A 23,240-nucleotide genomic window follows, 5' to 3' on the forward strand; every position below is an offset into this window, starting at 1 on the left:
GCACTTCCCACGATCAGCTCACGGCGAACCGTTCATCAGATCGTTTCTTTACGCCCGCCACACCCCGTGCAATTGTCGGTATGTCTGCACGTCCTGAACAGGAGGCCGACTTGCGACTCCCCAGCCGGCCCGCGCTCGTCGCGGCAGCCGCCGTCCTGGCCCTCACCTCCTGCGGCTCCGGCACCCAGTCCGGGGGCAGCATCACCCTCACCATCACCGCCAACTCCATCGAGGGCGGCAAGAACTCCGAGTCCGCCGCCTGGATCAAGAAGTGGGTCATCCCCGAGTTCGAGAAGACCCATCAGAACGTCAAGGTGCTCTTCCAGGGCAACGGCGTGGACGACGAGCAGTACAAGACCAAGATCGCTCTCGACCTCAAGTCCAGGACCGGGGCCGACGTCATCGACCTGGACGGCATCTGGGTCGGCGAGTTCGCCCAGGCCGGATACATCAAGCCGCTCACCGAGGTCGGCGGCGCCGGCGTCGAGCAGTGGGAGGGCTGGTCGCAGATCCCGCAGGCCGTCCAGGGCCTCGGCATCTTCGACGGCAAGAAGTACGGCCTGCCTCAGGGCACCGACGGCCGGGTGCTGTTCTACAACAAGGCGCTGTTCAGGAAGGCCGGGCTGCCCGAGACCTGGCAGCCGACCAGCTGGCAGCAGATCATCGACGCCGGCGTCAAGCTCAAGGCCGCCGGGGTGCCCACGCCCGTCCAGATCGACGCCGGCACCGCCATGGGCGAGGCCACCACCATGCAGGGCGTGCTCCCCCTGCTGGCCGGCGCCGGGTCGGAGATCTACGCCTCGGGCAAGTGGGCCGGCGCCTCCCAGGCCGTCAAGGACGTCCTGGGCTTCTACCAGCAGATCTACGGCGGCAGCGGGCTCGGCGACCCCAAGCTCCAGCAGGAGGCCAAGGGCCGCGACAAGTCCTTCGCCCAGTTCGCCGCCGGGAAGATCGCCATCCTGGCCGAGAGCGACTACTTCTGGCGCTCGGTCATCGAGCCCAAGGCCGGGGTCGCCCCCATGCCCGACCGCGACCAGGTCGTCGGCTACGCCAAGATCCCGGCCAGGCAGCCCGGCGGCGGAATCCGCGGCCAGGACTTCGTGAGCATGTCGGGCGGGGCCGTACGCGTGCTCAACCCCTTCTCCAAGAACCCCAAGCTGGCCTGGGAGCTGCTGGCCTTCATGCACTCTGCGGCCGCGACCAAGTCGCAGCTGGCCGGGCAGGCCCGCATCAGCTCCCGTACCGACGTCAACGAAGAGGTGCTGACCGCCGACCCCATGCTCAAGTACGTGGCCGACGAGGTGCTGCCGGTCACCGCCTACCGTCCGGGACTGGCCGTCTACCCGCAGGTCTCGACCGCGTTGCAGGAGGCCACGGCGGCCGTGGTCGGCGGCAAGAGCGCGGACGAGGCGGCCGCGGCGTACCAGGGCAGGCTGGAGGGACTGGTCGGTGGCGCGGCCAACGTCGGCGGCTGACGCCGCGGGGCTGGGCCGGGGCAGGGCGGTCGCGTTCGTCCTGCCCGCCCTGGTCCTGATCGGCGTCTTCCTGCTCTTCCCCGCCCTGTGGACCGTCTACCTCGGCCTGACCGACTACCGGCTGACCGGCCTGGCCGCCGCCGACCCCCAGGTCGTCGGGCTCGACAACTACGCCACCGCGCTGGCCGACCCGCGTTTCCTGTCCTCCCTGTGGCTCACCCTGCTGTACGTCGGCGGCTCGGCCGTCGTCGGGCAGGCCGGGCTGGGGTTCGCCCTGGCCTGGATCCTGCGCTCCCGGACCGGCCCGCTGCGCAGGATCGTCGAGGGCGCGGTGCTGCTGTCGTGGATCCTGCCCAGCACCGTGGTCGGCATGTTGTGGTTCGCGCTGCTCGACCGCGACGACGGCACGCTCAACGCCCTGCTGCACACGCCCGGGTTCGCCTGGCTGCTGGACTACCCGCTGCTGTCGATCATCGTCTTCAACGTGTGGCGCGGCACCGCGTTCTCGATGATGCTCTACTCGGCCGCCCTGGAGAACGTACCGCCCTCGCACCTGGAGACCGCCCGGCTGGCGGGCGCGAGCGTGCCGCAGCAGCTGCGCGACGTGGTGCTGCCCACGATCAGGCGGCACGTCCTGACGAACCTGCTGCTGATCAGCCTGTGGACGTTCAACGACTTCACGCCGTTCGTGCTGACCGGCGGCGGGCCCGAGGGCCGCTCGGAGATCCTGCCCGTGTACGTCTACCGCGTCGCCCTCCAGGACGGGCAGCTCGGCGTCGGGGCCGCCATCTCCTTCCTCATCCTGCTGATCAACCTCGTCTTCGCCCTGGCCTACCTGCGGCTGCTGCGCGGCCGTCGCCGCGCGCCGGAGGCCGCCGCCGCCGGAGGACCGCCCGCATGATCCGTCACACCGTCGGGCGGCTGGCCGCAACCGTCGTCGTCGCCGTCGTCCTGGCCTTCTTCGCGCTGCCCATGCTCTGGCTGGCCAGCGCGCCCTTCGACGACACGCCCACGATCACCACGTCGATCCCCGAGTTCACGTTGCGCAACTTCGCCGCCGTCCTGGACAACCCGTACGCGCTGGGCTCGATCCGCAACTCCCTCATCCAGGGCGGCGGGGCCGCGCTGCTGGTCGTCGTCCTGTCGGCGCTGGCCGCGTACGCGCTGTCGCGGGTGCGGCTGCCCGGCCGCGACGTCCTGCTCTACCTGCTCCTGCTGCTGTCGTCCGTGGTGACCGGCACGGCGGCGATGGTGCCGATCTTCGAGCTGGCCACCCGGCTCGGCCTCATCGACACCCATCTCGGCGTCATCCTCGTGGTCTCGGCCGGGCTGCTGCCCGCCGCGATCTTCATCCTGAAGGACTTCATGGACGAGACGCCCACCTCCTACGAGGAGTCGGCCCGCGTCTTCGGCGCCTCCTCGCTGCAGATCCTGCGGCACATCGTGGTCCCGCTCGTCCGGCCCGGCCTGGCCACCATCGCCGTGTGGGCGCTGGCCAGCGTGTGGGGCGGGTTCCTGTTCCAGTTCATCCTGCTGCGCGACCCCGACAAGGCGCCCGGCTCGATCATCCTCTACACGCTCTACACCGAGGGCGGCGCGCCCAGGCTCGACCTCATCTCCGCCTTCTCCCTGCTGTACTCCCTGCCGGTGGTGCTGATGTACCTGTTCGTCTCCCAGCGGTACGGCTTCCGCTTCCACGGAGGAATCAAGCGTTGATCTCCCTGCACGGCCTGACCAAGGTGTTCCCCGGCGGGGTACGCGCGCTCGACGACCTCGCGCTCACCGTCGCCGACGGCGAGTTCTTCGCCCTGCTCGGCCCCTCCGGCTGCGGGAAGACCACCCTCCTGCGCAGCATCGCCGGCCTGGAGACCCCCACCTCCGGGACCATCGCCATCAATGACCGGGACGTCACCGCGCTGCCGCCGGGCGAGCGCGACGTCGCCATGGTCTTCCAGGACTACGCGATCTTCCCCCACATGGACGTCACCGCCAACATCGCCTACCCGCTGCGCATCAAGAAGGTGCCCCGCGCCCGGCGGGTGGAGAAGGCGGCCGAGGTCGCGGCCCGGCTCAGCCTCACCGAGCTGCTGCTGCGGCGTCCGGCCGAGCTGTCGGGCGGACAGCAGCAGCGGGTGGCGCTGGCCCGCGCGATCGCCTGCCATCCGGCCGCGTTCCTGTTCGACGAGCCGCTGTCCAACCTCGACGCCCGGCTGCGCCTGGAGGCCCGCACCTTCCTCAAGCGGCTGCAGCGGGAGCTGGCCGTCACCACTGTGTTCGTCACCCACGACCAGGCCGAGGCGCTCGCGCTCGCCGACCGCATCGCCGTCATGTCCAAGGGCTCGATGATCCAGGTCGGCACCCCGTCGGAGATCTTCCACCGGCCGGCCACCACGTTCGTGGCCTCCTTCATCGGCTCCACTCCGATGAACCTGCTGCCCGCCCAGGTCACCGACTCCGGGCTCAAGGTGGCCGGCGCCCTTCGCCCGCTGCCCGAGGGCCTGGCCCCGGACGACGACGTCCCGGTGACGTACGGCGTACGCCCGGAGTACATGGACCTGTCCCCCGCCGAGCGCCCCGACGCCTTCCCCGGCGTGGTCTCCGTCCTGGAGAACATGGGCACCCACACCCTCATCACCCTGGAGTCCCCGGGCGGGCTCATCCAGGCCGTCGTGCCCGAGGGCGAGGAGCCGCCGCTCGGCGCCTCGCGCTGGGCCGTGCCGCGCCGCGCCCTGGTCTACCGCGACGACCGGCTGCTGTGAGCCCGGCCCGCATACTGGACCCATGGCCAGGTCCTGGATCCTGCACGTCGACCTCGACCAGTTCATCGCCGCCGTGGAGCTGCTGCGCCATCCCGAGCTGCGCGGCAGGCCCGTCGTGGTGGGCGGTTCCGGCGACCCCACCCAGCCCCGCACGGTCGCCGCGACCGCCACCTACGAGGCCCGCGAGCACGGCGTGCACTCCGGCATGCCGCTGCGCACCGCGCTGCGGCGCTGCCCCGAGGCCGTCTTCCTGCCCAGCGACCCGCCCGCCTACGAGGCCGCCTCCGAGCGGGTCATGGCCGCCCTGCGCGAGCTGCCGGTGCTCGTGGAGGTCTGGGGCTGGGACGAGGCGTTCGTCGGAGCCACGACCGACGACCCCGAGGCGCTGGCGGGCGACCTGCGGCGGGTCGTGCTCGACCGCACCACGCTGAGCTGCTCGGTCGGCATCGGCGACAACAAGCACCAGGCCAAGCTCGCCTCGGCGTTCGCCAAACCCGCCGGGATCTACCGCCTGACCGGCGAGAACTGGGCGGAGGTGATGAACGACCGCCCGACGGACGCGCTGTGGGGCATCGGCGCCCGGACCGCGAAGAAGCTCGCCGGGCTCGGCCTGCGCACGGTCGCCGACCTGGCCGCCGCCGACCCGGCCGCGCTGGCCGGCGTCTTCGGGCCGGTCAACGGCCCCTGGTACCACTACCTGGCCCTCGGCAGGGGCGAGGCCGAGGTGGTCACCACCCCCTGGGTGGCCCGCGGTCACAGCCGCGAGACCACGTTCCCCCGTGACCTTACCGATCGCGACGCCATCGCCGGCCACGTGGCCGATCTCGCCGGGCAGGTCGCCCGCGACGCGGCCGCGGAGGGGCGTCTCTGCGCGCGGGTGACGGTCAAGGTGCGCTTCGCCCCGTTCCTGACGCGCACCCGGCAGTCCACGCTCCCGGCGCCGACGGCCGATCCCGGCACGCTGACCCGGGCGGCGCTCGCCGTGCTGGGCCGCTTCGACCTCGACCGGCCGGTCAGGCTGCTCGGCGTGGCGGTCGAGTACACCGCCCCCGAGGAGTGAGCCCCGGCCGGGACGGCCGGGGCTCATCCTTCCCCATGGTCAGAGCGGTGAGGACAAGGCTTCGTCAGCCCTACTCGCCACCCTTTTGCACATAGGAACGCACGAATTCCTCTGCGTTCTCTTCGAGCACTTCGTCGATTTCGTCCAGGATCGCGTCGACATCGTCAGTGAGCTTCTCCTGTCGCTCCTGCACGTCCGGCGCCGCCGAGGCCTCGGTCTCCTCAACTTCGGCCTCACGCCGGCCGGTCTGCTTCTGCCCGCCGGTGTCCTTGGTTGCCATGTCCTACCTCCGCTTGGGGGACTGCCTCTAAGGCATATCTTCCCCGAACCTGACGACATTTCGCGTCGAACAGCCTGCGATCTTGGCGGCTTGACTGGATAGCACTCCTATCCAATAATGGATGCACCTATACACAAGGAGATCCCGACATGTCACCTTCTTCGCTGAGCACGGCAGGTGTGCTCCTCATCACAGTCCCGGGCGTCGCGTTCGGCGGCGTGACCCTGCTGCGATTCCTCATGCGCAACGAACCGGGCTACCTGGACAACCCCGTCCGCAGGGGGCTGTGGCGGGCCGGGCACGCGCACGCCGGCGTCCTGGTGCTGTTCAGCCTGGTCGCGATGCTGTACGTGGACCAGGCGAGCCTTCCGGACGGCGTGAAGGCGTTGACGCGGACGCTCATCGTCGCCGCGCCCATCCTGATGCCGCTGGGCTTCTTCCTGTCGGTGGTGCGGCCGCGCGACACCAAGCCCAACCGGCTGATCTGGCTGACCGCGGTGGGCGGCGCGTCGCTGGCCGTGGGCACGCTGACGCTGGGGATCGGCCTGCTGTGAGCCCCCGGGGGCGGCCCGGGGCCGCTCTACTCCCCGGTGCCGGTCAGCGCGGCGACCAGGTCGGCCGCGGTGCGGCAGCGGTCGAAGAGCTCGCCGACGTGGGCCTTGGTGCCACGCAGCGGTTCGAGCGTGGGCACGCGCTGCAACGACTCCCGGCCCGGGATGTCGAAGATCACCGAGTCCCAGGAGGCGGCGGCCACCGACTCGCTGTACTGGCTCAGGCAGCGCCCCCGGAAGTAGGCGCGGGTGTCGGTCGGCGGCAGCTCGATCGCGCGCTCGACCTCTTCCTCGCTGATCAGGCGCTGCATGCGCCCGCGCGCCACGAGCCGGTTGTACAGGCCGCGGTCGGGGCGGATGTCGGAGTACTGGAGATCGACGAGCTGCAGCCTCGGGTGGGACCAGGGCAGGCTGTCGCGGGTGCGGTAGCCCTCCAGGAGCTCCAGCTTGGCGACCCAGTCCAGCTCGCGCGAGAGCTGCATCGGGTCCTCGGCCAGGCGGGTGAGCACCGACTCCCAGCGGTCGAGGACGTCCTTGTTCATCTCGTCCTGGGCGGTGCCGCGTTCCTCGACGTACTTGCGGGCCTGCTCCAGGTACTCCATCTGGAGCTGCACGGCGGTGAGCCTGCGGCCGTCGCGCATCGGGATCTCGTAGCGGCAGCTCGGGTCGTGGCTGACCGCCCGCAGCGACTGGACCGGGTTCTCCACGGCCAGGTCGCGGGTGAGGAAGCCCTCCTCGATCATGGCCAGGACGAGCGCGGTGGAGCCCAGCTTGAGATAGGTGGAGATCTCCGACATGTTGGCGTCGCCGATGATCACGTGCAGCCGGCGGTACTTCTCGGGGTCGGCGTGCGGCTCGTCGCGGGTGTTGATGATGGGCCGCTTGAGCGTGGTCTCCAGGCCGACCTCGACCTCGAAGAAGTCGGCGCGCTGGCTGATCTGGAAGCCCTCGCCGCGGGAGTCCTGGCCGATGCCGACCTTGCCCGCGCCGGTGACGACCTGCCGGGAGACGAAGAACGGCGTCAGGTGCCGGACGATGTCGGCGAACGGCGTGGCGCGCCGCATCAGGTAGTTCTCGTGGCAGCCGTAGGAGGCGCCCTTGGCGTCGGTGTTGTTCTTGTAGAGCTGGATCGGCGCGTTGGACGGGACCGCCGAGGCGCGGGTGGCCGCGTCGTACATGACGCGCTCGCCGGCCTTGTCCCAGATGACCGCCGCCCGCGGGTTGGTGCACTCCGGCGAGGAGTACTCCGGGTGGGCGTGGTCGACGTAGAGCCTGGCCCCGTTGGTGAGGATGACGTTGGCCAGCCCGAGGTCCTCGTCGGTGAGCTGGCTGGGATCGGCGACCTCGCGGGCCAGGTCGAAGCCGCGCGCGTCGCGGAGCGGGTTCTCCTCCTCGAAGTCCCAGCGCGCTCTGCGCGCGCGGGCCGCCGAGGCGGCCAGGTAGGCGTTCACGACCTGGGAGGAGGTCACCATCGCGTTGGCGCCTGGCTGACCTGGTACGGAGATGCCGTATTCGGTCTCGATGCCCATCACCCGACGCACCGTCATGCAACACCCTCTGTTCGTCCGGATCTGCCTATCCGCCGTTTATATGCCCGAGCCTATGCCCTTCACAGTGCCCCGAGGCCACAGAGTTATGGCACCGACGCCTTTTCAATCTGTACGGCGGAGCTTGTTGTGATTTGCGGGGATCTGCGGGGCTTGAGTAGTCGCTGGATCGGCCGTTCGGCAAAGGAGTAGATCAGATACGACAGCACGACGGCGGCCACGGTCGTGACCAGGGCCACCGTCCAGGGGGGCAGGTCGCCGGTGAGCAACGGGATGAGCGCCGCCGCGGTGACCCCATGGAAGAGGTAAAGCGGGTAAGTGGTGGCCCCGAGCGCGGTGAGCGTCTTCGAGGGTTTGAGCCGGATCAGGCCGAGGGCGACCAGGGCCATGGCGATGAAGATCAGGGTGATGGTGACGATCACGCTGGTGTCGGTGACGGGCATGTTCTTGAACCCGGCGGCGTCGATCCGGCGGTGCACGCGGCCCAGCGCGGCGGGGATGGCCATGGCGTACCCGGCGGCGACGTACAGCCACGGGAGCAGGGCCTTGCGGTTGCGGTGGATGAGATACAGGGCCATGCCGGCGACGAAATAAGGGGCGTAGTCGGGCATGAGGATCTCGTTCAGCAGGTCGTTCTCGATCATCCTGGCGGCCAGCGCGGCGGCCAGCCAGACGCCCGAGAAGACCAGCACCCGCCCGTACGTGACGCCCACGATCACCAGGATCGCGATCAGCAGGTAGAAGCGCAGCTCGGCCCACAGCGACCAGTAGACGCCGCTGGCGTCGGCCACCTTGAACAGCCGCTGGAACATGGTGGCGTTCACCAGGTACTGGCCTGGTGAAAGTTTTGGGTCCAGCGCGGTGGCGCCGGTCAGCCCGTACAGGGCCGCCACGGCGCCGAGGCTCAGCCAGTACGCCGGATACAGGCGCACCAGCCGCGACCGGGCGAACGCCCCGAGCCCCCGCCCCCAGACCGTCATGAGGATGACGAACCCGCTGATGACGAAGAACAGCTCCACGCCCAGGATGCCCAGCCCGGCGAAGGGCGCGAGCGGGGGGAACAGCGCGGCGGGCCTGGCCCCCCAGACCGAGGCGAAGGCCACCAGATAGTGGAAGGCGACGACCGCCAGGGCGGCGATGAAGCGCAGGAGGTCGAGTTCGGCCAACCGGCCGTCTCCCCGAGCATGCTTTGGCCGGTTAGGTTGGTGCACGCCCTTTTGACGACCCTGTGATCACTTTGGTTCCACAGGTCCCTCTGTTCCCACCAGCAACACGCGTGATGCGGGGCCCAGAGCGATCGCCTCGCGGGTGCCCGGGTCGAGGGCGAGCAGCCCGGCGGCCCCCGCCGCGCCGCACTCCGACAGCGCCACCCCGCGCCTGGCCAGCAGGGCGGCGGCCTCGGCGGCCTGCTCGTCGGCCACGGTGACGAACAGGTCGGCCTGACGGCGCAGCAGGTCGAAGGCGATCAGGGACGGTTCCAGGCAGTCGAGCCTGCCCAGCCGGGTCGGCGCGCCGGCCGAGTGCACCGGCTCGCCCGCGCGGGCGCTCTCCAGCAGGCAGGGCGCGCCGTCGGGCTCGACCACGACGATCCTGGGCAGCTCGCCCCACCGGTCGCGCGTGTACCCGGCCGCGGCGGCGGCCAGCCCGCCGACCCCGGCCTGCACGAACACGTGCGTCGGCGGGATCTCGATCTCGTCGAACAGGACGGTGTAGCCGCGCATGACGTCCAGCGGGATGTCGTGGTAGCCCTCCCAGGAGGTGTCGGCGACCAGGCGCCAGCCGTGCTCCTGGGAGGCGTGCAGGGCGGCGGCCAGGCTCGCGTCGTAGTCGTCGCCCTCGCGGACGACGTCGGCGTCCAGGGCGCGCAGCCGGTGCGCGAACGGCTCGGGGACCTGGTGGCTGAGGTAGACGACGCAGCGCGCGCCGAGCTCCCTGGCCCCGGCCGCGACCGAGATGCCGTGGTTGCCGGCGCTGGCGCAGACGTACGTGGTGCCGCCGCCGTCGCGTTCGGACAGCCGGTGCACGGCGTAGGCCCCGCCGAGCGCCTTGAAGCTGCCCAGGCCCATGCGGCCGCTCTCGTCCTTGACGTGCACGGTGCCCGCCCCGGCCAGGTCGGTCAGGGTGTGCACGGGCGTGGGCCGGTAGGCCGGGTGCCGGGCGAAGTGCGCGCGGGCCTGCCGGGCGTGCCCGACGCCGATCAGCTCGCGGTCGCGTTCGGTGGAGGGCGTGCGGCCGGGGTTGAAGAAGTGCATGATCGCCATGCTAGGACGGGCCGGGCGTCGTTCCCCGGCACCCGGGCGGGTGTCACGTGGAGCGGTCGCGGGCGGCGGCCACGGCGGCCTGGCCGAGGCTGAGCCCGCCGTCGCCGGGCGGCACCCGGGTGTGGGTGAGCACCCGGAACCCGGCCGCGCGCAGGCGCTCGACGGTCCGTTCGAGCAGCAGCGCGTTCTGCAGGACGGCGCCCGACAGCGCCGTGGTGTTCAGGCCCGTGCCGTCCCTCAGCATGACGCAGCAGCGTACGACGGCGTCGGCCACGCCGTTGTGGAAGCGGCCCGCGATCGTGCCGGGGCCGATCCCGGCCGCGACGTCGGCGGCGGCGGCCCGTACGAGGTCGGCGGCGTGCACGACGAGCAGGTCGCCCTCGGTGATGGTGGCCGCGTACGAGCCGGTCTCGGCGGGGTCGGCGCGCTGTTCGAGCTCGGCGGCCGCCTGCCCCTCGTAGGTGACGGTGTCGCGGATGCCGAGCAGCGCCGAGACGGCGTCGAACAGCGGGCCGGCGCTGGAGGTCATGGGCGCGCCCACCCCGGTACGGGTCCGGGCGAGCACGTCGGGCCAGTGGGCGGCGTTGCGGCGGACGACGTCCAGGCCCGGGTGCTCGTCGCGCAGATAGGCGGCGGCCATGCGCCACGGCTGGCGGACCGCGGCCGCGCCGCCGGGCATCGGGACCAGGGCCAGGTGGCCGAGCCGGGTGCAGGAGGCCAGGTCGGCGCGCAGGAACTCGCCGCCCCACAGCGTGCCGTCGAGGCCGTGGGCGGGCCCGTCGAGCGCCACCCCGATCACCGGGCCCGTCTCGCCGTTGTCGGCCAGGCAGGAGGCGATGTGGGCGTGGTGGTGCTGGACGCCGACTAGCTCGACGCCGGTCAGCTCCAGGGCGTGCCTGGTGGACAGGTAGCCGGGGTCGAGGTCGTGGGCGACGACCTCGGGGCGGATGTCGAACAGGCCGCAGAAGTGGTCGATGCCCTCGACGAAGGAGCGCAGGGTCTCCTGGTCGTCCAGGTCGCCGATGTGCTGGGACAGGAAGGCGCGCCGGCCGCGTACCAGGCAGAAGGTGCTGCCCAGCTCGGCGCCGCAGGCCAGCACCGGGCGGGGCGCGGGACGGCGCAGCGTGAGCGGCTCGGGCGCGTGGCCGCGGGCGCGGCGCAGCACGGTGTGCCCGCCGGACCACGGGCGCAGCACGGAGTCGTCGGCGCGCACGTGGATGGCCCGGTCGTGCACGAGGAAGGCGTCGGCGATGCCGCCGAGCCGGGTGACGGCGTCGGCGTCCTCGTGGGCGATGGGCTCGTCGCAGACGTTGCCGCCGGTCAGCACCATGGGCTCGGCCAGCTCCCGGAGCAGCAGGTGGTGCAGCGGCGTGTAGGGCAGCATCAGGCCGAGGTCGCGCCTGCCGGGCGCGACCGCGTCGGCGACCGGCGCGCCGGGCAGCCGGGGCAGCAGCACGACCGGGCGGGCGCGGCCGGTGAGCAGTTCGGCGGCCTGTCCGTCGACCGCGCACAGGCGGCGGGCCTGGTCAAGGTCGGCGACCATGACGGCGAACGGCTTCTCCGCGCGGTGCTTGCGGGCCCGCAGGGCCGCGGCGGCCTCCTGGTGGGCGGCGGGCACGGCCAGGTGGAAGCCGCCCAGGCCCTTGACGGCGACGACGCGGCCGGCCCGCAGCAGGCTCGCGCAGGCGGCGATCGGGTCGCCGCACAGGTCGGCGCCGCGCGCGTCCAGCAGACGCAGGGACGGGCCGCAGGCCGGGCAGCAGGTGGGCTCGGCGCGGAAGTGGCGGTCGCCGGGGTCGTGGTACTCGGCCGAGCAGTCGGCGCACATCGCGAACCCGGCCATGGTGGTCAGCAGCCGGTCGAAGGGCACGCCGCGCACGACGGTGAAGCGCGGCCCGCAGTTGGCGCAGGCGACGAACGGGTAGCGGTGGCGGCGACCGGCCGGGTCGGCCAGCTCACGCAGGCAGTCGTCGCAGGTGGCCAGGTCGGCCGGGACGAGGGCGCGGCGCGGGCCGGCCGGGTCGCCGGCGGTGATGGTGAAGCCCCGGTGGCCCGCGGGCGCGCCGCTGACCACGGTGACGCTCTCGATCTCCGACAGGGCCGGCGCGTCGCGCTCCAGCGCGGTCAGGAACTCCTCGACCCCCGCCAAGGCGCCCTCGACCTCGATGAACACCCCCTCGACGTCGTTGCGCACGCGTCCGGCCAGGCCGAGTCTGCTGGCCAGCGAATACACGAAGGGGCGGAAGCCCACGCCCTGGACGACGCCTTCGACGCGGACGTCCACCCGTTTGCGGACTGTCACAGGCCCCAGTGTGCGCCTCGTCGAGCCTGCTTGTACGGCGGATGACGCGTGTCGCGCGCCCCTTCTGACGGCAGGCGCCCCACGGCTCTCCCGGCGAGCGCCCCACGTCGGGCCCGGCGAGCCCCCCGCGGGCGCACAGCGGACATGGAAAGGGCCGCGCGGTCGGCCGCGCGGCCCTTTCCAGCTGCTTCCCTACAGGTACTGGCCGGTGTTGGCGACCGTGTCGATCGAACGGCCGGCCTCGGTGCCCTGCTTGCCGGAGACCAGCGTGCGGATGTAGACGATCCGCTCGCCCTTCTTGCCGGAGATGCGGGCCCAGTCGTCGGGGTTGGTGGTGTTGGGCAGGTCTTCGTTCTCGGAGAACTCGTCGACGCAGGCGGTGAGCAGGTGCTGCACCCGCAGACCCTTCTGGCCGCTCTCCAGGAACTGCTTGATGGCCATCTTCTTGCCCCGGTCGACGATGTTCTGGATCATCGCGCCCGAGTTGAAGTCCTTGAAGTAGAGGACTTCCTTGTCACCGTTGGCGTAGGTCACCTCGAGGAAGCGGTTCTCCTCGCTCTCGGTGTACATGCGCTCGACCACACTCTGGATCATGCCGTGGATGGTCGCCTCGCGAGAGTCGCCGTGCTCGGACAGATCGTCGGGGTGCAGGGGAAGCTCGGCCAGCAGGTACTTGGAGAAGATGTCCTTGGCCGCCTCGGCGTCGGGCCGCTCGATCTTGATCTTCACGTCCAGGCGGCCGGGCCGCAGGATCGCGGGGTCGATCATGTCCTCGCGGTTGGAGGCGCCGATCACGATGACGTTCTCCAGGCCCTCGACGCCGTCGATCTCCGACAGCAGCTGAGGGACGATGGTGTTCTCCACGTCGGAGGAGACGCCGGAGCCTCGGGTGCGGAAGATCGAGTCCATCTCGTCGAAGAACACGATCACCGGGGTGCCCTCGGAGGCCTTCTCACGAGCCCGCTGGAAGACCAGGCGGATGTGCCGTTCGGTCTCGCCGACGTACTTGTTGAGCAGCTCCGGGCCCTTGATGTTGAGGAAGAAGCTCTTGCCCGACTGGCCGGTCTTCTCGGCGACCTGCTTGGCCAGCGAGTTGGCGACCGCCTTGGCGATGAGCGTCTTGCCGCAGCCGGGCGGGCCGTAGAGCAGCACGCCCTTCGGGGGACGGAGCTTGTGCTCGCGGAACAGGTCGGCGTGCAGGTAGGGCAGCTCGATGGCGTCCCTGATCTGCTCGATCTGCCGCATGAGCCCGCCGATCTCCTCGTAGGAGATGTCGGGGACCTCCTCGAGGACGAGCTCTTCGACTTCGGACTTGGGTATGCGCTCGTAGACGTAGCCGGAGCGGGGTTCGAGCAGGAGCGAGTCACCGGCCCTGATGGGCTGGCCGACCAGCGAGTCGGCCAGTCGCACGACGCGCTCCTCGTCGGCGTGCGAGATGACCAGGGCCCGCTTGCCCTCGTCCAGCAGTTCCTTGAGCATGACGATCTCGCCGACCTCTTCGTAGCCGAGTGCCTCGACCACGTTGAGCGCTTCGTTGAGCATGACCTCCTGGCCACGCCTCAGCGAGTCGACGTCGACGGCGGGGCTGACGTTCACCCGGAGCTTGCGCCCTCCGGTGAACACCTCGATCGTGCCGTCTTCTCGGGCTTCAAGGAAGGTGCCGAAGCCGGACGGCGGCTGCGCCAGCCGGTCGACCTCCTCCTTGAGAGCGACGATCTGGTCCCTGGCCTCCTTGAGTGTGGCCACCAGGCGCTCGTTCTGGCCGGTCACGGCCGCGAGATTCGCCTGTGCCTCATGGAGACGCTCTTCGAGGACTCTGGCCTGACGGGGTGACTCGGCCAGCTTCCGCCTCAGCGCGGTGATCTCCTCCTGCAGGAAGGAGACCTGTGTTGAAAGATCAGCGACCTCCCGTTCGCGCTGCGCGGCTCGAGCCTCAGCATCATCGCGAGCTGCCACGCCCCGTCACCTCCTTCCCAGTCGAGGGCGACTACTAAGGACCTTACCTATCTCGGGCCCCTCCGTAACCTGGCCGGGCAGTGTTCGTCGAGTGACATGCAGTATTCGGTGAATAATCCCCAATGGTGCGTTTAATACTCCCAGCATATGAACACGGCGATCTGTTCCCGTGTCACGCACCAACGCACCCTCGTGGCCAAATTGTCATAGTTCCTCGGTGGTTCCCTTCGGTCGGCGGCGTCGCGGTGGCGGCGTCACTCCGTCTGCCATGCGACGGGCGCTGACGAGGAAGCCGGTGTGGCCGATCATCCGATGATCGGGACGAACCGCGAGCCCTTCGACATGCCAGTCGCGAACCAGGGTCTCCCACGCATGAGGCTCGGTGAAACACCCGTGATCGCGAATGGCCTCCACGGTCTTGGACATCTGGGTCGTCGTGGCGACGTAGCAGCAGATGACCCCGCCGGGGGTGAGGGCCTTGGCGGCGGCGTCGACGCACTCCCAGGGGGCGAGCATGTCGAGGATGACGCGGTCGACGTCGGTCTCGTCGATCGAGGAGACCAGGTCGCCGAGGGCCAGGCGCCAGTTGTCGTCCATGGGGCCGCCGAAGAACTTCTCCACGTTCTTGCGGGCCACCTCGGCGAACTCCTCGCGGCGCTCGTAGGAGGTCACGTGGCCCTCGGGGCCTACGGCGCGCAGCAGGAAGCAGGTCAGGGCGCCGGAGCCGACGCCGGCCTCGATCACCCGGGCGCCGGGGAAGACGTCGGCCATGCCGACGATCATCGAGGCGTCCTTGGGGTAGATGACGGCCGCGCCGCGCGGCATCGCGAGCGTGTAGTCCTGCAGGAGGTGGCGGAAGGCGAGGTAGGCGGTGCCGCCGGAGGACCGCACGACGGAGCCTTCAGGCTGCCCGATCAGGTCGCTGTGCGGGATGGCGCCCTTGTGCGTGTGGAAGACGCCGTCCTGCTTGAGCGTGATCGTGTGGCGCTTGTTCTTGGGGTCGGTGAGCTGCACCTGATCCCCTGCCTGGAACGGCCCATGCCTGCGGAAACCCATGGTGGCAAGGTTATATGGGTTTCTCCCGCGTCCGGACGCACGGTATCTATGGGGGATGCTCCCGCGCGACGTGATCTCCACCGGCCCCCTGATCCTGCGAATGCCCGCCGAGCCCGACGCCGAGGCCGTCGCGCGCACGATGGACGATCCCGTCACCGCCCGGCATCTGCCGCTGCTGCCCTCGCCGTACCGGGCCGAGGACGCCCTCGCCTACCTGAAGTACGCCGAGGACAAGTGGGACTCGGGCGGCGCGGAGTGGGCCGTCACCGAGGACGGCCGCTACTGCGGCGCGATCGGGGTCCGCCCGCCCGACCGCTGGGGCACGGCCGAGATCGGCTACGTGGTGGCGCCCTGGGCGCGCGGCAGGGGCGTGGCCGCCCGGGCCGCCAGGGCGGTCGCCGACTGGCTGGCCGACCAGGGGGTGCACCGGGTCGAGCTGCAGGCCGAGGTGGAGAACGTGGCGAGCCTCAAGGTCGCGCTCAGGGCCGGGTTCCGCGAGGAGGGCCGCCGGCGCAGGGCCAGGCGGCTGCGCGACGGGCGGTGGGCCGACCTGGTGTCCTTCGCCAGGATCGCCGGGGAGCCGGCGCCGGCCGACGAGCCGTACCTGCCCTTCTTCGACGGCGGCGAGCTGAACGACGGCGTGGTGCGGCTCGTGCCGCTCTCGGTGGACGACGCCGCCGAGTACCACCGGATGATGTGCGACCCGAGCGTGACGGCCTACTCCCTGACCCCGCCGGCCTCCCTGGCGGAGGACGAGCAGCGCTGCCGCTGCACCGGCTACTGGTGGGCCACCGGCCAGCGGATCGAGCTGGCGATCAGGGACGCGGCCACCGGCGCCTTCGCCGGGCACCTCCAGCTCATGCAGGTCGCCCCTGTGCTCGGGCAGGCCATGATCGGCTACTCGCTGGTGCCGGGCTTCCGCGGCAGGGGGTTCATGACCCGCGCGGTGCGGCTGCTGGTCGACTGGGCGTTCGCGCGCACGTCCCTGCACCGGATCGTGGCGGGCACCGACGTGGTGAACACGGCCTCGCACGCGGTGCTGGAGCGCGCCGGTTTCAGCAGGGAGAGCCTGCACCGGGAGCTGTTCCCGAAGCCGGACGGCACGCGGGCGGACGACGTGGAGTGGGTGCGGCTGCGGTCGTCGTGAAGGGCTCGGCCGGCCTGACCTCCTAAATGCGGAAAAATCGCAATTTCCTGTTGAGGGGTAGTCAAGAGCCGCGTCGAGGGTGATACTCCGGGGCACCGTTCGGAGTTTCGCGTGACCGGGCCGCGCGATCTCTTCCCCCTCTACCCGAGGGAATCACCGCGATGCCAAACAACCGTGTCGATATCGCCATGCGTGACCTCATCTCCGCGTTCTCCTGCCTGGAGGTCGCCGACGTGATCGATCGGCTCGCGCGTGCCGCGGCCGTCGTGGCGGGCACCGCGTACGCGGGGTTCGTCCACGTGGACGTGCTGCGGCGGGAGGCCCGTCCGGTGCACGTCCACGCGCCGCCGGGTGACCCGCTGCGGGTGCGGCGGTGGCTGACGGAGTCGGGGGTGCTGAAGGAGCTGGCCGTCGCGGAGGAGGCCCTGCGGCTGGCCCGGGACGAGACGATGGGCGAGCCGGGGTTCCTGGCCGTCCCGGTGCCGGCGCAGCTGCGCGACCACACGTTCGTATGGGTGGCGGGACGGGGGTTCCAGGAGGGGGACGAGCACCTGCTGGGCCGGTTCGCGACGGCGGCGGGGCGGGCGGTGGAGGGCGCGCGCGGGCTGGAGACGGCCGTGCGGCTGTTCCGCGGCGTACGGACCTTCCGGCCCGGCTGACCCTTTGGACGGCCCGGATCCCGCTTTCCGAGAGGGCCGCCGATCAAGTCCGGACTTTTCCGGAAACGTCACGCAGCGTTCGCAGGAAATGCGTTCTCCGGTCCCGATATTTCGCATTCAGACGGGAAATATCAGGCATTATCCAAGCAATTCCAGCAACAGCTTCCCGGCACACGAACGCCCGCACTCCCGGCGAGGGAATGCGGGCGGACGGGACCTCGATCAGCCCCTCGATCAGCCCCTCGATCAGCCCCGGTGGGCCTCGAAACGCAGGGTGCGGGAGACGCCCACCCGGACCGTCGTGCCGGGCGCGATGGTGACCGGCTCGTTGGGCGGGATGTCGTAGAAGTTGGGGTCGCCGGGCGGCTGGATCTGGGTGCCGTTGACCGAGCCCAGGTCGACCAGGTTGACGTCCCAGCCGTCGAGGGCCACCCGCAGGTGGCGGCGCGAGACCGAGCCGTCGGGGCTGGTGACCTTGGCCGGCCTGGCCGAGCCGCCCGCCACCTCGGGCGCGCGCTCGGGATCACGGCCCAGCAGGTAGTCGCTCTCCAGCGGCAGCGCCGTGCCGTCGTCGAGGATGAGCACCCCGAGCGAGGGCCGCGGCCCCTTGTACGGCACCAGCGTCCGCTGCACCAGGGCGATGCCGCAGACGGCGCAGTAGGGCACCCTGGGGTCGTTGAAGTGGTCGTTCTTGCAGTCGACCCCGTAGACCAGCGGACGGTCACCGTGGTCGCCCTGCTGCTCCTGCGGCGGCGGCCCCGGGTGGTCGAAGTGCTCCGGCGGGCCCAGCACGGGCGGGGCCGGCTGGTCGAAGTGGTCGGGCGGGCCCAGGTGCTGCTGCTGGTGGTCGGCCATGCCGCTGCCGGCCGGCGGCAGGTCGTCGTAGGAGGGGAACTGCTGCGGGGGCTCGGGGTGGGACTGCTCCTGCGGAGGCAGGTAGGGAGGCTGGTCCTGGGGCGGGAGGTAGGGCGGCTGCTCGTGGCCGAACGGCGGCTGCTCCTGGCCGAAGGGCGGCTGGTCGTGCCCGAACGGCGGCTGGTCCAGCGACGGAGGGCCGGAGTGGGGGCCGGAGTGGGGGCCGGACGAGGGGCCCGGGTGCGGGACGCCGGCCTGCGCACCCGAGGGCGGGCCCTGCTGGACGAGCGGCGGCTGGTCGGCCAGCGGGTAGGGAGGCCGCTCGACCGGTCGCTCGACCGGCGGCTCGACCGGCGGGGCCAGGTCGGGCTCCATGTGCAGGCCCGTGTTGGGCAGCTCGCTGGTGAGCGGCCTGGACCGGTCGGGCGCCTGCGCCTGGGGACGTACGTGCACCGGCTGGTCGGTGAGGTCGCCGATCAGGCCGCCGCCGTGGACGACGCCGCCCTCGAAGCCGACCGCGGGATGCGCGGCGCCGGCGCCGGGCAGGGTGAGCTCGACGCGCTCGACCGGGCCGCTGATCAGCCGGTCGGCCCAGGTCAGCGAGTCGCTGCCGGCCAGGCGCGTCTCGCCGCCCGAGGTGCTGACCGAGGCGGACGCGGAGCCGCTGACCAGCACCGCCACGCCGCCGCCGACGGGACCGGCGACCGCGCACGTGACCGGGTCGCCCGCCATGTTGGCGGCCAGCACCTGCGCCGCGCGGCGGGCCAGCGCCCGGCCGTCGCCGCCGGAGGCGGCGGTGTCGCGCAGCGCCTCGATCAGGCCGTCGGCGGCCGTCTCGCCCGCGTCGCACACCAGCAACAACCCGCCGACGTAGGCGACGAGCCCGTCACCGGGAAGGGGACGCACCACTCCGAAGCCCTGGCCGCTCATGCGCCCTCCCTCATGACGACCGTGCTGCGCTCATCGGTGCCCTCGCTGCGCTCGGTCACTCAACTCTCCTCCCCGGAAGCCGGCGATATTACGGCACCCGCACTGCCGTGCCGGCCACCAGCCATACGCATACCCAGGCGACGTGCCCGTGTCGCGGCCCAGGCGTCTCGATTCGGTGAACCGGTGGACCACGACCAACCCGTCAACTGTGCAAGTTCGGCCAAACAGAAGACTATCGGCCTGCCGTCCTGGCATCGAAATCGCCGGGCTACGGGAAGTGGCCGGACAAGACCTTAGCCGCAAACAGGCGGGGCATGTCAGACCCCGGTGAAGACGCGGTTGACGTCGGCGGTGGCGAGCACGCCGTAGATCTCGCCGCCGTGCTCCACCAGCAGGTACTCGCCGGCGGGGGCCGAGCGCATGGCGTCGATGAGCGGTTCGCCGGTCAGGTCGGCGGCGAGCACCATGGTGGGTTCGATCGCCTTGGCCAGCGAGGCCACGTCGACCCACGGCCGCCGGTGCTCGGGGGTGGCCTGGACGGCCGCCTCGTTGACGATGGCGACCGGCCGTCCGTCGTGGTCGACCACGACCAGGGCGCCCGCGCGCTGCTCGGTGGCCTGCCGCAGCGCCTCGGCCAGCGGCGTCTCGCCCGCCACCGGGATCGCCCTGCGGGCCAGCGCCCGCGCGTTGACCTGCGGGATGCGGGCGCGGATGCGGGCCACGCGCAGCGACTGGGTGGCGCCCATCCAGATGAAGGAGGCCAGCACCACCGGCCACAGCAGCTCGACCGGGTCGAACCCCTGCCCGCTCGTCATCGACGTCGCGAACGGCAGGACGACCAGGAGCACGGCCAGCACGCGCCCGCCCCAGGCGGCCACGACCGTGCCGGAGCCGGGGTTCTTCGTCAGCTTCCAGACGCCCGCGCGCAGCATGCGGCCGCCGTCGAGGGGCAGGCCGGGCAGCAGGTTGAACACGCCGACGATGAGGTTGGCCACCCACAACTGCCAGATGAGCACCTCGGCGATGCCGCCGTCGTTGATCAGGTACGTGTCGGCGAGCAGGCCCAGGCCCGCCAGTCCCAGCGACAGCCCAGGCCCGGCGGCGGCGACCAGGAACTCCTTGCCCGGCGTGGGCGGCTCCTTCTCGATCTCGGACACGCCGCCGAGGAAGTAGAGGGTGATCCGGCGCACCGGCAGGCCGAACATCTTGGCCAGCACGCTGTGGGCCAGCTCGTGCAGCAGCACCGAGACGTAGAGCAGCACGGCGAAGACGAAGGCCACCGCGTAGGCGACGGTGCTGTCCAGCTCGGGCAGCATGTCGCGCATGCGGGGGCCGAACATGACGGTGATGAAGCCGGCGACGATGAACCACGTCCAGGAGACGTACACCGGGATGCCGAAGGGACGCCCCATCCGAAGGCCGGGGAACTCCTGACGCGGGCTCTGCTCGCTCACCGCACTCCTCGTACGTCCATTACGTGCTGTTGCTGCCTCGATGCTACGCGCCCGATCACGTGTTCCTCGTCCCGGCGAGGGTTATTCTGTCGGGCTCTTGACCTAGAGTGCGGTGCATGACGTTGACCGAACCGGTGATCATCGGAGCTCTCTCCCCGTCCCGGGCAGGCGATTTCATGACCTGTCCCCTGCTCTACCGGTTCCGGGTCATCGACCAGCTGCCCGAGAAACCCTCCCCCGCGGCCGTGCGCGGCACCGTGGTGCACGCCGTGCTGGAGCGGCTCTACGACCTGCCGGCGCCGCGCCGCTCGGTGCAGGCGGCGCTGGAGCTGCTGGAGCCGCAGTGGCAGCGGCTGCTGGAGGACGACGAGCAATATGCGCGCATGTTCGCCGACGACGCCGAGCAGGCCGAGTGGCTGGCGCAGGCGCGGGCGATGCTGGAGCGCTACTTCACCCTGGAGGACCCGACCCGGCTGGAGCCGGCCGAGCGCGAGCTCTACGTGCAGGCGGTGCTGGAGGGCGGCCTGATGCTGCGGGGCTACGTCGACCGGCTCGACGTGGCGCCCACCGGCGAGGTCCGGGTGGTCGACTACAAGACGGGCAGCGCGCCCGGCCCCGACTTCGAGGCCAAGGCGCTGTTCCAGATGAAGTTCTACGCGCTGGTGCTGTGGCGGCTGCGCGGGGAGGTGCCCCGGCTGCTGCAGCTGGTCTACCTGGGCGGGCGCGGCGAGGTGCTGCGCTACGCCCCCGACGAGGCCGACCTGCTGGCCACCGAGCGCAAGGTCATGGCGCTGTGGACGGCGATCGAGCGGGCGCTGGAGACCGGCGAGTGGCGGGCGCGCCGCAGCAAGTTGTGCGACTGGTGCGACCATCAGGCGCTGTGCCCCGAGTTCGGCGGCACCCCGCCGCCGGTGCCCGACCGTCAGCCGGGCGACACCGTGCGCAGCAACCGGCGCGCGGCCACCGACGAGCTGTAGCCCTCCGACAGGCCGCCCCTTATCCTCCCGAGGGAGGAGTTCCAGGCTCTCACCTGGGCCTACAGTGAAGCGGTGCGGATCGACCGACCCCTGTTCCACGACACGGCCCTGGCCGTGGTGGTGGCCGCGGCCTCGGTGACGCTCTTCCTCCTCTACGGGCCCGAGCGCCTGCAGCCGCCGGAGCTGGCGCCCGAGGGCATGCGCGCGCCCGACGGGCTCGGGGCGGCGCTGCTGGTGCTGGCCGCCGCGCCGATCGCGGTGCGCAGGCGCTGGCCGCTGGCGGCGCTGTGCGCGGGCCTGGTGCCCGAGACGCTGCTGACCTCCCTGGGTTACGGCGCCGGCGCGTCGGGGGTGTCGGGGCTGGTGCTGCTGTACTCGGTGGCCTCCAACCGGGGGCTGGCGGTGGCGCTGGGCGGTCTGCTGGTCTCGCTGCTGACGTACACGGTGGGGGCGCTGGCCGGGCCGGTCACGCTGCCGGGCCCGAGTGAGCACGTGGTGGCGATCGTGGTGCTGCTGGCGGTCTGGGGGGCGGGCAGGAGCCTGCGGCTGCGGCGGGCGTACCTGGAGGAGCTGCGCGACCGGGCGTCCAGGCTGGAGCGGGCCCACGCGGCCGACACGCGGGCCGCGCGGGCCGAGGAGCGTTCGCGCATCGCCCGCGAGCTGCACGACGTGGTAGCCCACCACGTGAGCGTGATGACGGTGCAGGCGGCCGCGGCGCGGCGGGTGCTTTCCGCCGATCCCGACCTGGCGCGGGAGGCGCTGTCGGCGATCGAGAACACCGGGCGGCTGGCGATGACGGAGATGCGCAACATCGTGGGCGTGCTGCGTACCGACGCGCGGGCCGAGCTGGGGCCGCAGCCGGGCGTGGGCGACCTGCCCGGGCTGGTGGAGCAGATGCGCGAGGCGGGGCTGCCCACGCTGCTGCGCGTGGAGGGCGAGCCTCGGCCGCTGCCCGCCGGGGTCGACCTGGCCGCCTACCGGCTGGTCCAGGAGGGGCTGACGAACAGCCTGCGGCACGCGGGGGCCGGGGCCGAGGCGGTGGTCACCGTCCGCCACGCCCCCACCGGCCTGGACGTACGCGTCGAGGACGACGGCATGGGCACCGCACCGGCGACCGACCGGCCGGGCCACGGACTGGTCGGCATTCGCGAGCGGGTCGCACTCTATGGTGGAATTCTGAACATCGGTCCGCGACCGGGGGGCGGTTTCGAGGTGCGGGCGAGCTTCCCGTTGAAGGACGGCCAATGACGATCAGAGTGCTGCTGGTGGACGACCAGCCGCTGCTGCGCACGGGATTCCGGCTGATCTTGGAGGCCGAGTCCGACATCACCGTGGTCGGCCAGGCCGGCGACGGCAAGGCCGCGATGGAGCAGACCAGGGCGCTGCTGCCCGACGTGGTGCTCATGGACATCCGCATGCCGGGCGTCGACGGCATCGAGGCGACCCGCAGGATCGTGCGGGAGGCCGCGCCGACGGCGCACGTGCCGAAGGTGCTGGTGCTGACCACGTTCGACCTCGACGAGTACATCGTGGAGGCGCTGCGGTCGGGGGCGTCGGGGTTCCTGCTGAAGGACGTGCCGCCCGACGAGCTGGTGCAGGCGATCCGGGTGGTGGCGGCCGGCGACGCGATCGTGGCGCCGAGCGTGACCAGGCGGCTGCTCGACCGGTTCTCCAGGCGGCTGCCCTCGGCCTACGAGCAGGCCACGCCCGCCCGGCTCGACCGGCTGACCGAGCGGGAGCTGGAGGTGCTGCGGCTGATCGCCAAGGGCATGTCCAACGCGGAGATCGCGGCCAAGCTCGTGGTGAGCGAGACGACGGTCAAGACGCACGTGGGCAACGTGCTGACCAAGCTGGGGCTGCGCGACCGGGTGCAGGCCGTGGTCCTGGCGTACGAGACCGGGCTGATCACGCCCGGCGCGCTGTCCTGAGGCCGCCGCCCCGGCAGGAGGGCGGCGGCCAGGGGCGGTGGGG

20 protein-coding genes are annotated in these 23,240 nt (G+C 71.5%); 11 read left to right on the forward strand and 9 right to left on the reverse strand.

Translation table 11 applies throughout. From position 1 onward, the window contains the following. Positions 1-110 precede the first annotated feature (110 nt). From ABZ815_RS41665 to ABZ815_RS41685, 5 genes are read left to right on the forward strand one after another with little or no spacing between them, the layout of a single operon-like run. Positions 111-1,475, forward strand: coding sequence for an extracellular solute-binding protein (locus tag ABZ815_RS41665; RefSeq protein WP_357706951.1), 1,365 nt, complete (start codon positions 111-113; stop codon positions 1,473-1,475). Next, positions 1,450-2,376, forward strand: a complete 927-nt coding sequence (locus ABZ815_RS41670) for a sugar ABC transporter permease (RefSeq protein WP_357706952.1) — start codon at positions 1,450-1,452, stop codon at positions 2,374-2,376. The genes ABZ815_RS41665 and ABZ815_RS41670 overlap by 26 nt, the downstream gene beginning before the upstream one ends. After that, complete coding sequence (locus tag ABZ815_RS41675) at positions 2,373-3,191, forward strand: carbohydrate ABC transporter permease (protein WP_357706953.1); 819 nt, start codon at positions 2,373-2,375, stop codon at positions 3,189-3,191. Before ABZ815_RS41670 ends, ABZ815_RS41675 begins: the two co-directional genes overlap by 4 nt. Continuing rightward, positions 3,188-4,234 carry an ABC transporter ATP-binding protein gene (locus ABZ815_RS41680; protein ID WP_357706955.1) on the forward strand — a complete coding sequence of 349 codons (1,047 nt, stop codon included), beginning with the start codon at positions 3,188-3,190 and terminating at the stop codon, positions 4,232-4,234. The genes ABZ815_RS41675 and ABZ815_RS41680 overlap by 4 nt, the downstream gene beginning before the upstream one ends. Positions 4,235-4,256: 22 nt before the next feature. Next, on the forward strand, positions 4,257-5,294 hold the full coding sequence (locus ABZ815_RS41685; RefSeq protein WP_357706956.1) for a DNA polymerase IV: 1,038 nt from the start codon (positions 4,257-4,259) through the stop codon (positions 5,292-5,294). A 70-nt stretch (positions 5,295-5,364) separates the two neighbouring features. Here the strand turns inward: ABZ815_RS41685 and ABZ815_RS41690 are convergent, their stop codons facing one another. Further along, positions 5,365-5,574: a ubiquitin-like protein Pup gene (locus ABZ815_RS41690; protein ID WP_132622197.1), complete on the reverse strand. Its 210-nt coding sequence runs from the start codon at positions 5,572-5,574 to the stop codon at positions 5,365-5,367. A gap of 149 nt (positions 5,575-5,723) precedes the next feature. Between ABZ815_RS41690 and ABZ815_RS41695 the strand changes: the two genes are divergently transcribed. After that, a complete protein-coding gene (locus tag ABZ815_RS41695) occupies positions 5,724-6,128 on the forward strand; it encodes a hypothetical protein (RefSeq protein ID WP_357706957.1) in 405 nt (134 codons plus the stop codon). A gap of 26 nt (positions 6,129-6,154) precedes the next feature. On the opposite strand, the gene dop is transcribed toward ABZ815_RS41695, so the two are convergent. From dop to ABZ815_RS41725, 6 genes are all read right to left on the reverse strand, one after another. Next, positions 6,155-7,672 carry a depupylase/deamidase Dop gene (dop, locus tag ABZ815_RS41700; RefSeq protein WP_357706958.1) on the reverse strand — a complete coding sequence of 506 codons (1,518 nt, stop codon included), beginning with the start codon at positions 7,670-7,672 and terminating at the stop codon, positions 6,155-6,157. A gap of 86 nt (positions 7,673-7,758) precedes the next feature. After that, entirely contained in the window at positions 7,759-8,838 is a 1,080-nt protein-coding gene (locus tag ABZ815_RS41705) for an acyltransferase (RefSeq protein WP_357706959.1), read from the reverse strand. A 66-nt stretch (positions 8,839-8,904) separates the two neighbouring features. Beyond that, positions 8,905-9,924, reverse strand: coding sequence for a pyridoxal-phosphate dependent enzyme (locus tag ABZ815_RS41710; RefSeq protein WP_357706960.1), 1,020 nt, complete (start codon positions 9,922-9,924; stop codon positions 8,905-8,907). Positions 9,925-9,976: 52 nt separating this feature from the next. Next, on the reverse strand, positions 9,977-12,235 hold the full coding sequence (hypF, locus tag ABZ815_RS41715) for a carbamoyltransferase HypF (RefSeq protein WP_357706962.1): 2,259 nt from the start codon (positions 12,233-12,235) through the stop codon (positions 9,977-9,979). A gap of 192 nt (positions 12,236-12,427) precedes the next feature. Continuing rightward, positions 12,428-14,191, reverse strand: a complete 1,764-nt coding sequence (gene arc, locus ABZ815_RS41720; protein WP_357706964.1) for a proteasome ATPase — start codon at positions 14,189-14,191, stop codon at positions 12,428-12,430. A gap of 204 nt (positions 14,192-14,395) precedes the next feature. Continuing rightward, positions 14,396-15,247: a tRNA (adenine-N1)-methyltransferase gene (locus ABZ815_RS41725; RefSeq protein ID WP_357706966.1), complete on the reverse strand. Its 852-nt coding sequence runs from the start codon at positions 15,245-15,247 to the stop codon at positions 14,396-14,398. Between the two features lie 55 nt (positions 15,248-15,302). Here ABZ815_RS41725 and ABZ815_RS41730 point away from each other — a divergent pair, with 55 nt between their 5' ends. Together ABZ815_RS41730 and ABZ815_RS41735 are read left to right on the forward strand one after the other, a co-directional pair. Beyond that, entirely contained in the window at positions 15,303-16,394 is a 1,092-nt protein-coding gene (locus tag ABZ815_RS41730; RefSeq protein ID WP_357706967.1) for a GNAT family N-acetyltransferase, read from the forward strand. 161 nt (positions 16,395-16,555) lie between these two features. After that, a complete protein-coding gene (locus tag ABZ815_RS41735; protein ID WP_357706968.1) occupies positions 16,556-17,053 on the forward strand; it encodes a hypothetical protein in 498 nt (165 codons plus the stop codon). Between the two features lie 246 nt (positions 17,054-17,299). Here ABZ815_RS41735 and ABZ815_RS41740 read toward each other — a convergent pair whose 3' ends face one another. Together ABZ815_RS41740 and ABZ815_RS41745 are read right to left on the reverse strand one after the other, a co-directional pair. Further along, entirely contained in the window at positions 17,300-18,838 is a 1,539-nt protein-coding gene (locus ABZ815_RS41740) for an FHA domain-containing protein (protein ID WP_357706969.1), read from the reverse strand. Positions 18,839-19,155: 317 nt separating this feature from the next. After that, entirely contained in the window at positions 19,156-20,292 is a 1,137-nt protein-coding gene (locus ABZ815_RS41745; RefSeq protein WP_357706970.1) for a site-2 protease family protein, read from the reverse strand. A 116-nt stretch (positions 20,293-20,408) separates the two neighbouring features. Between ABZ815_RS41745 and ABZ815_RS41750 the strand changes: the two genes are divergently transcribed. The 3 genes from ABZ815_RS41750 to ABZ815_RS41760 all read left to right on the forward strand — a co-directional run bounded on the left by ABZ815_RS41750 (position 20,409) and on the right by ABZ815_RS41760 (position 23,197). Further along, positions 20,409-21,269: a RecB family exonuclease gene (locus ABZ815_RS41750; RefSeq protein WP_357706972.1), complete on the forward strand. Its 861-nt coding sequence runs from the start codon at positions 20,409-20,411 to the stop codon at positions 21,267-21,269. A gap of 72 nt (positions 21,270-21,341) precedes the next feature. Next, positions 21,342-22,517, forward strand: a complete 1,176-nt coding sequence (locus ABZ815_RS41755; protein WP_357706974.1) for a sensor histidine kinase — start codon at positions 21,342-21,344, stop codon at positions 22,515-22,517. Next, positions 22,514-23,197: a response regulator transcription factor gene (locus ABZ815_RS41760; protein WP_357706976.1), complete on the forward strand. Its 684-nt coding sequence runs from the start codon at positions 22,514-22,516 to the stop codon at positions 23,195-23,197. Before ABZ815_RS41755 ends, ABZ815_RS41760 begins: the two co-directional genes overlap by 4 nt. The last annotated feature ends 43 nt before the right edge of the window (positions 23,198-23,240 follow it).

The organism is Nonomuraea sp. NPDC047529 (assembly GCF_040642995.1).
Classification (GTDB): Bacteria; Actinomycetota; Actinomycetes; order Streptosporangiales; family Streptosporangiaceae; genus Nonomuraea.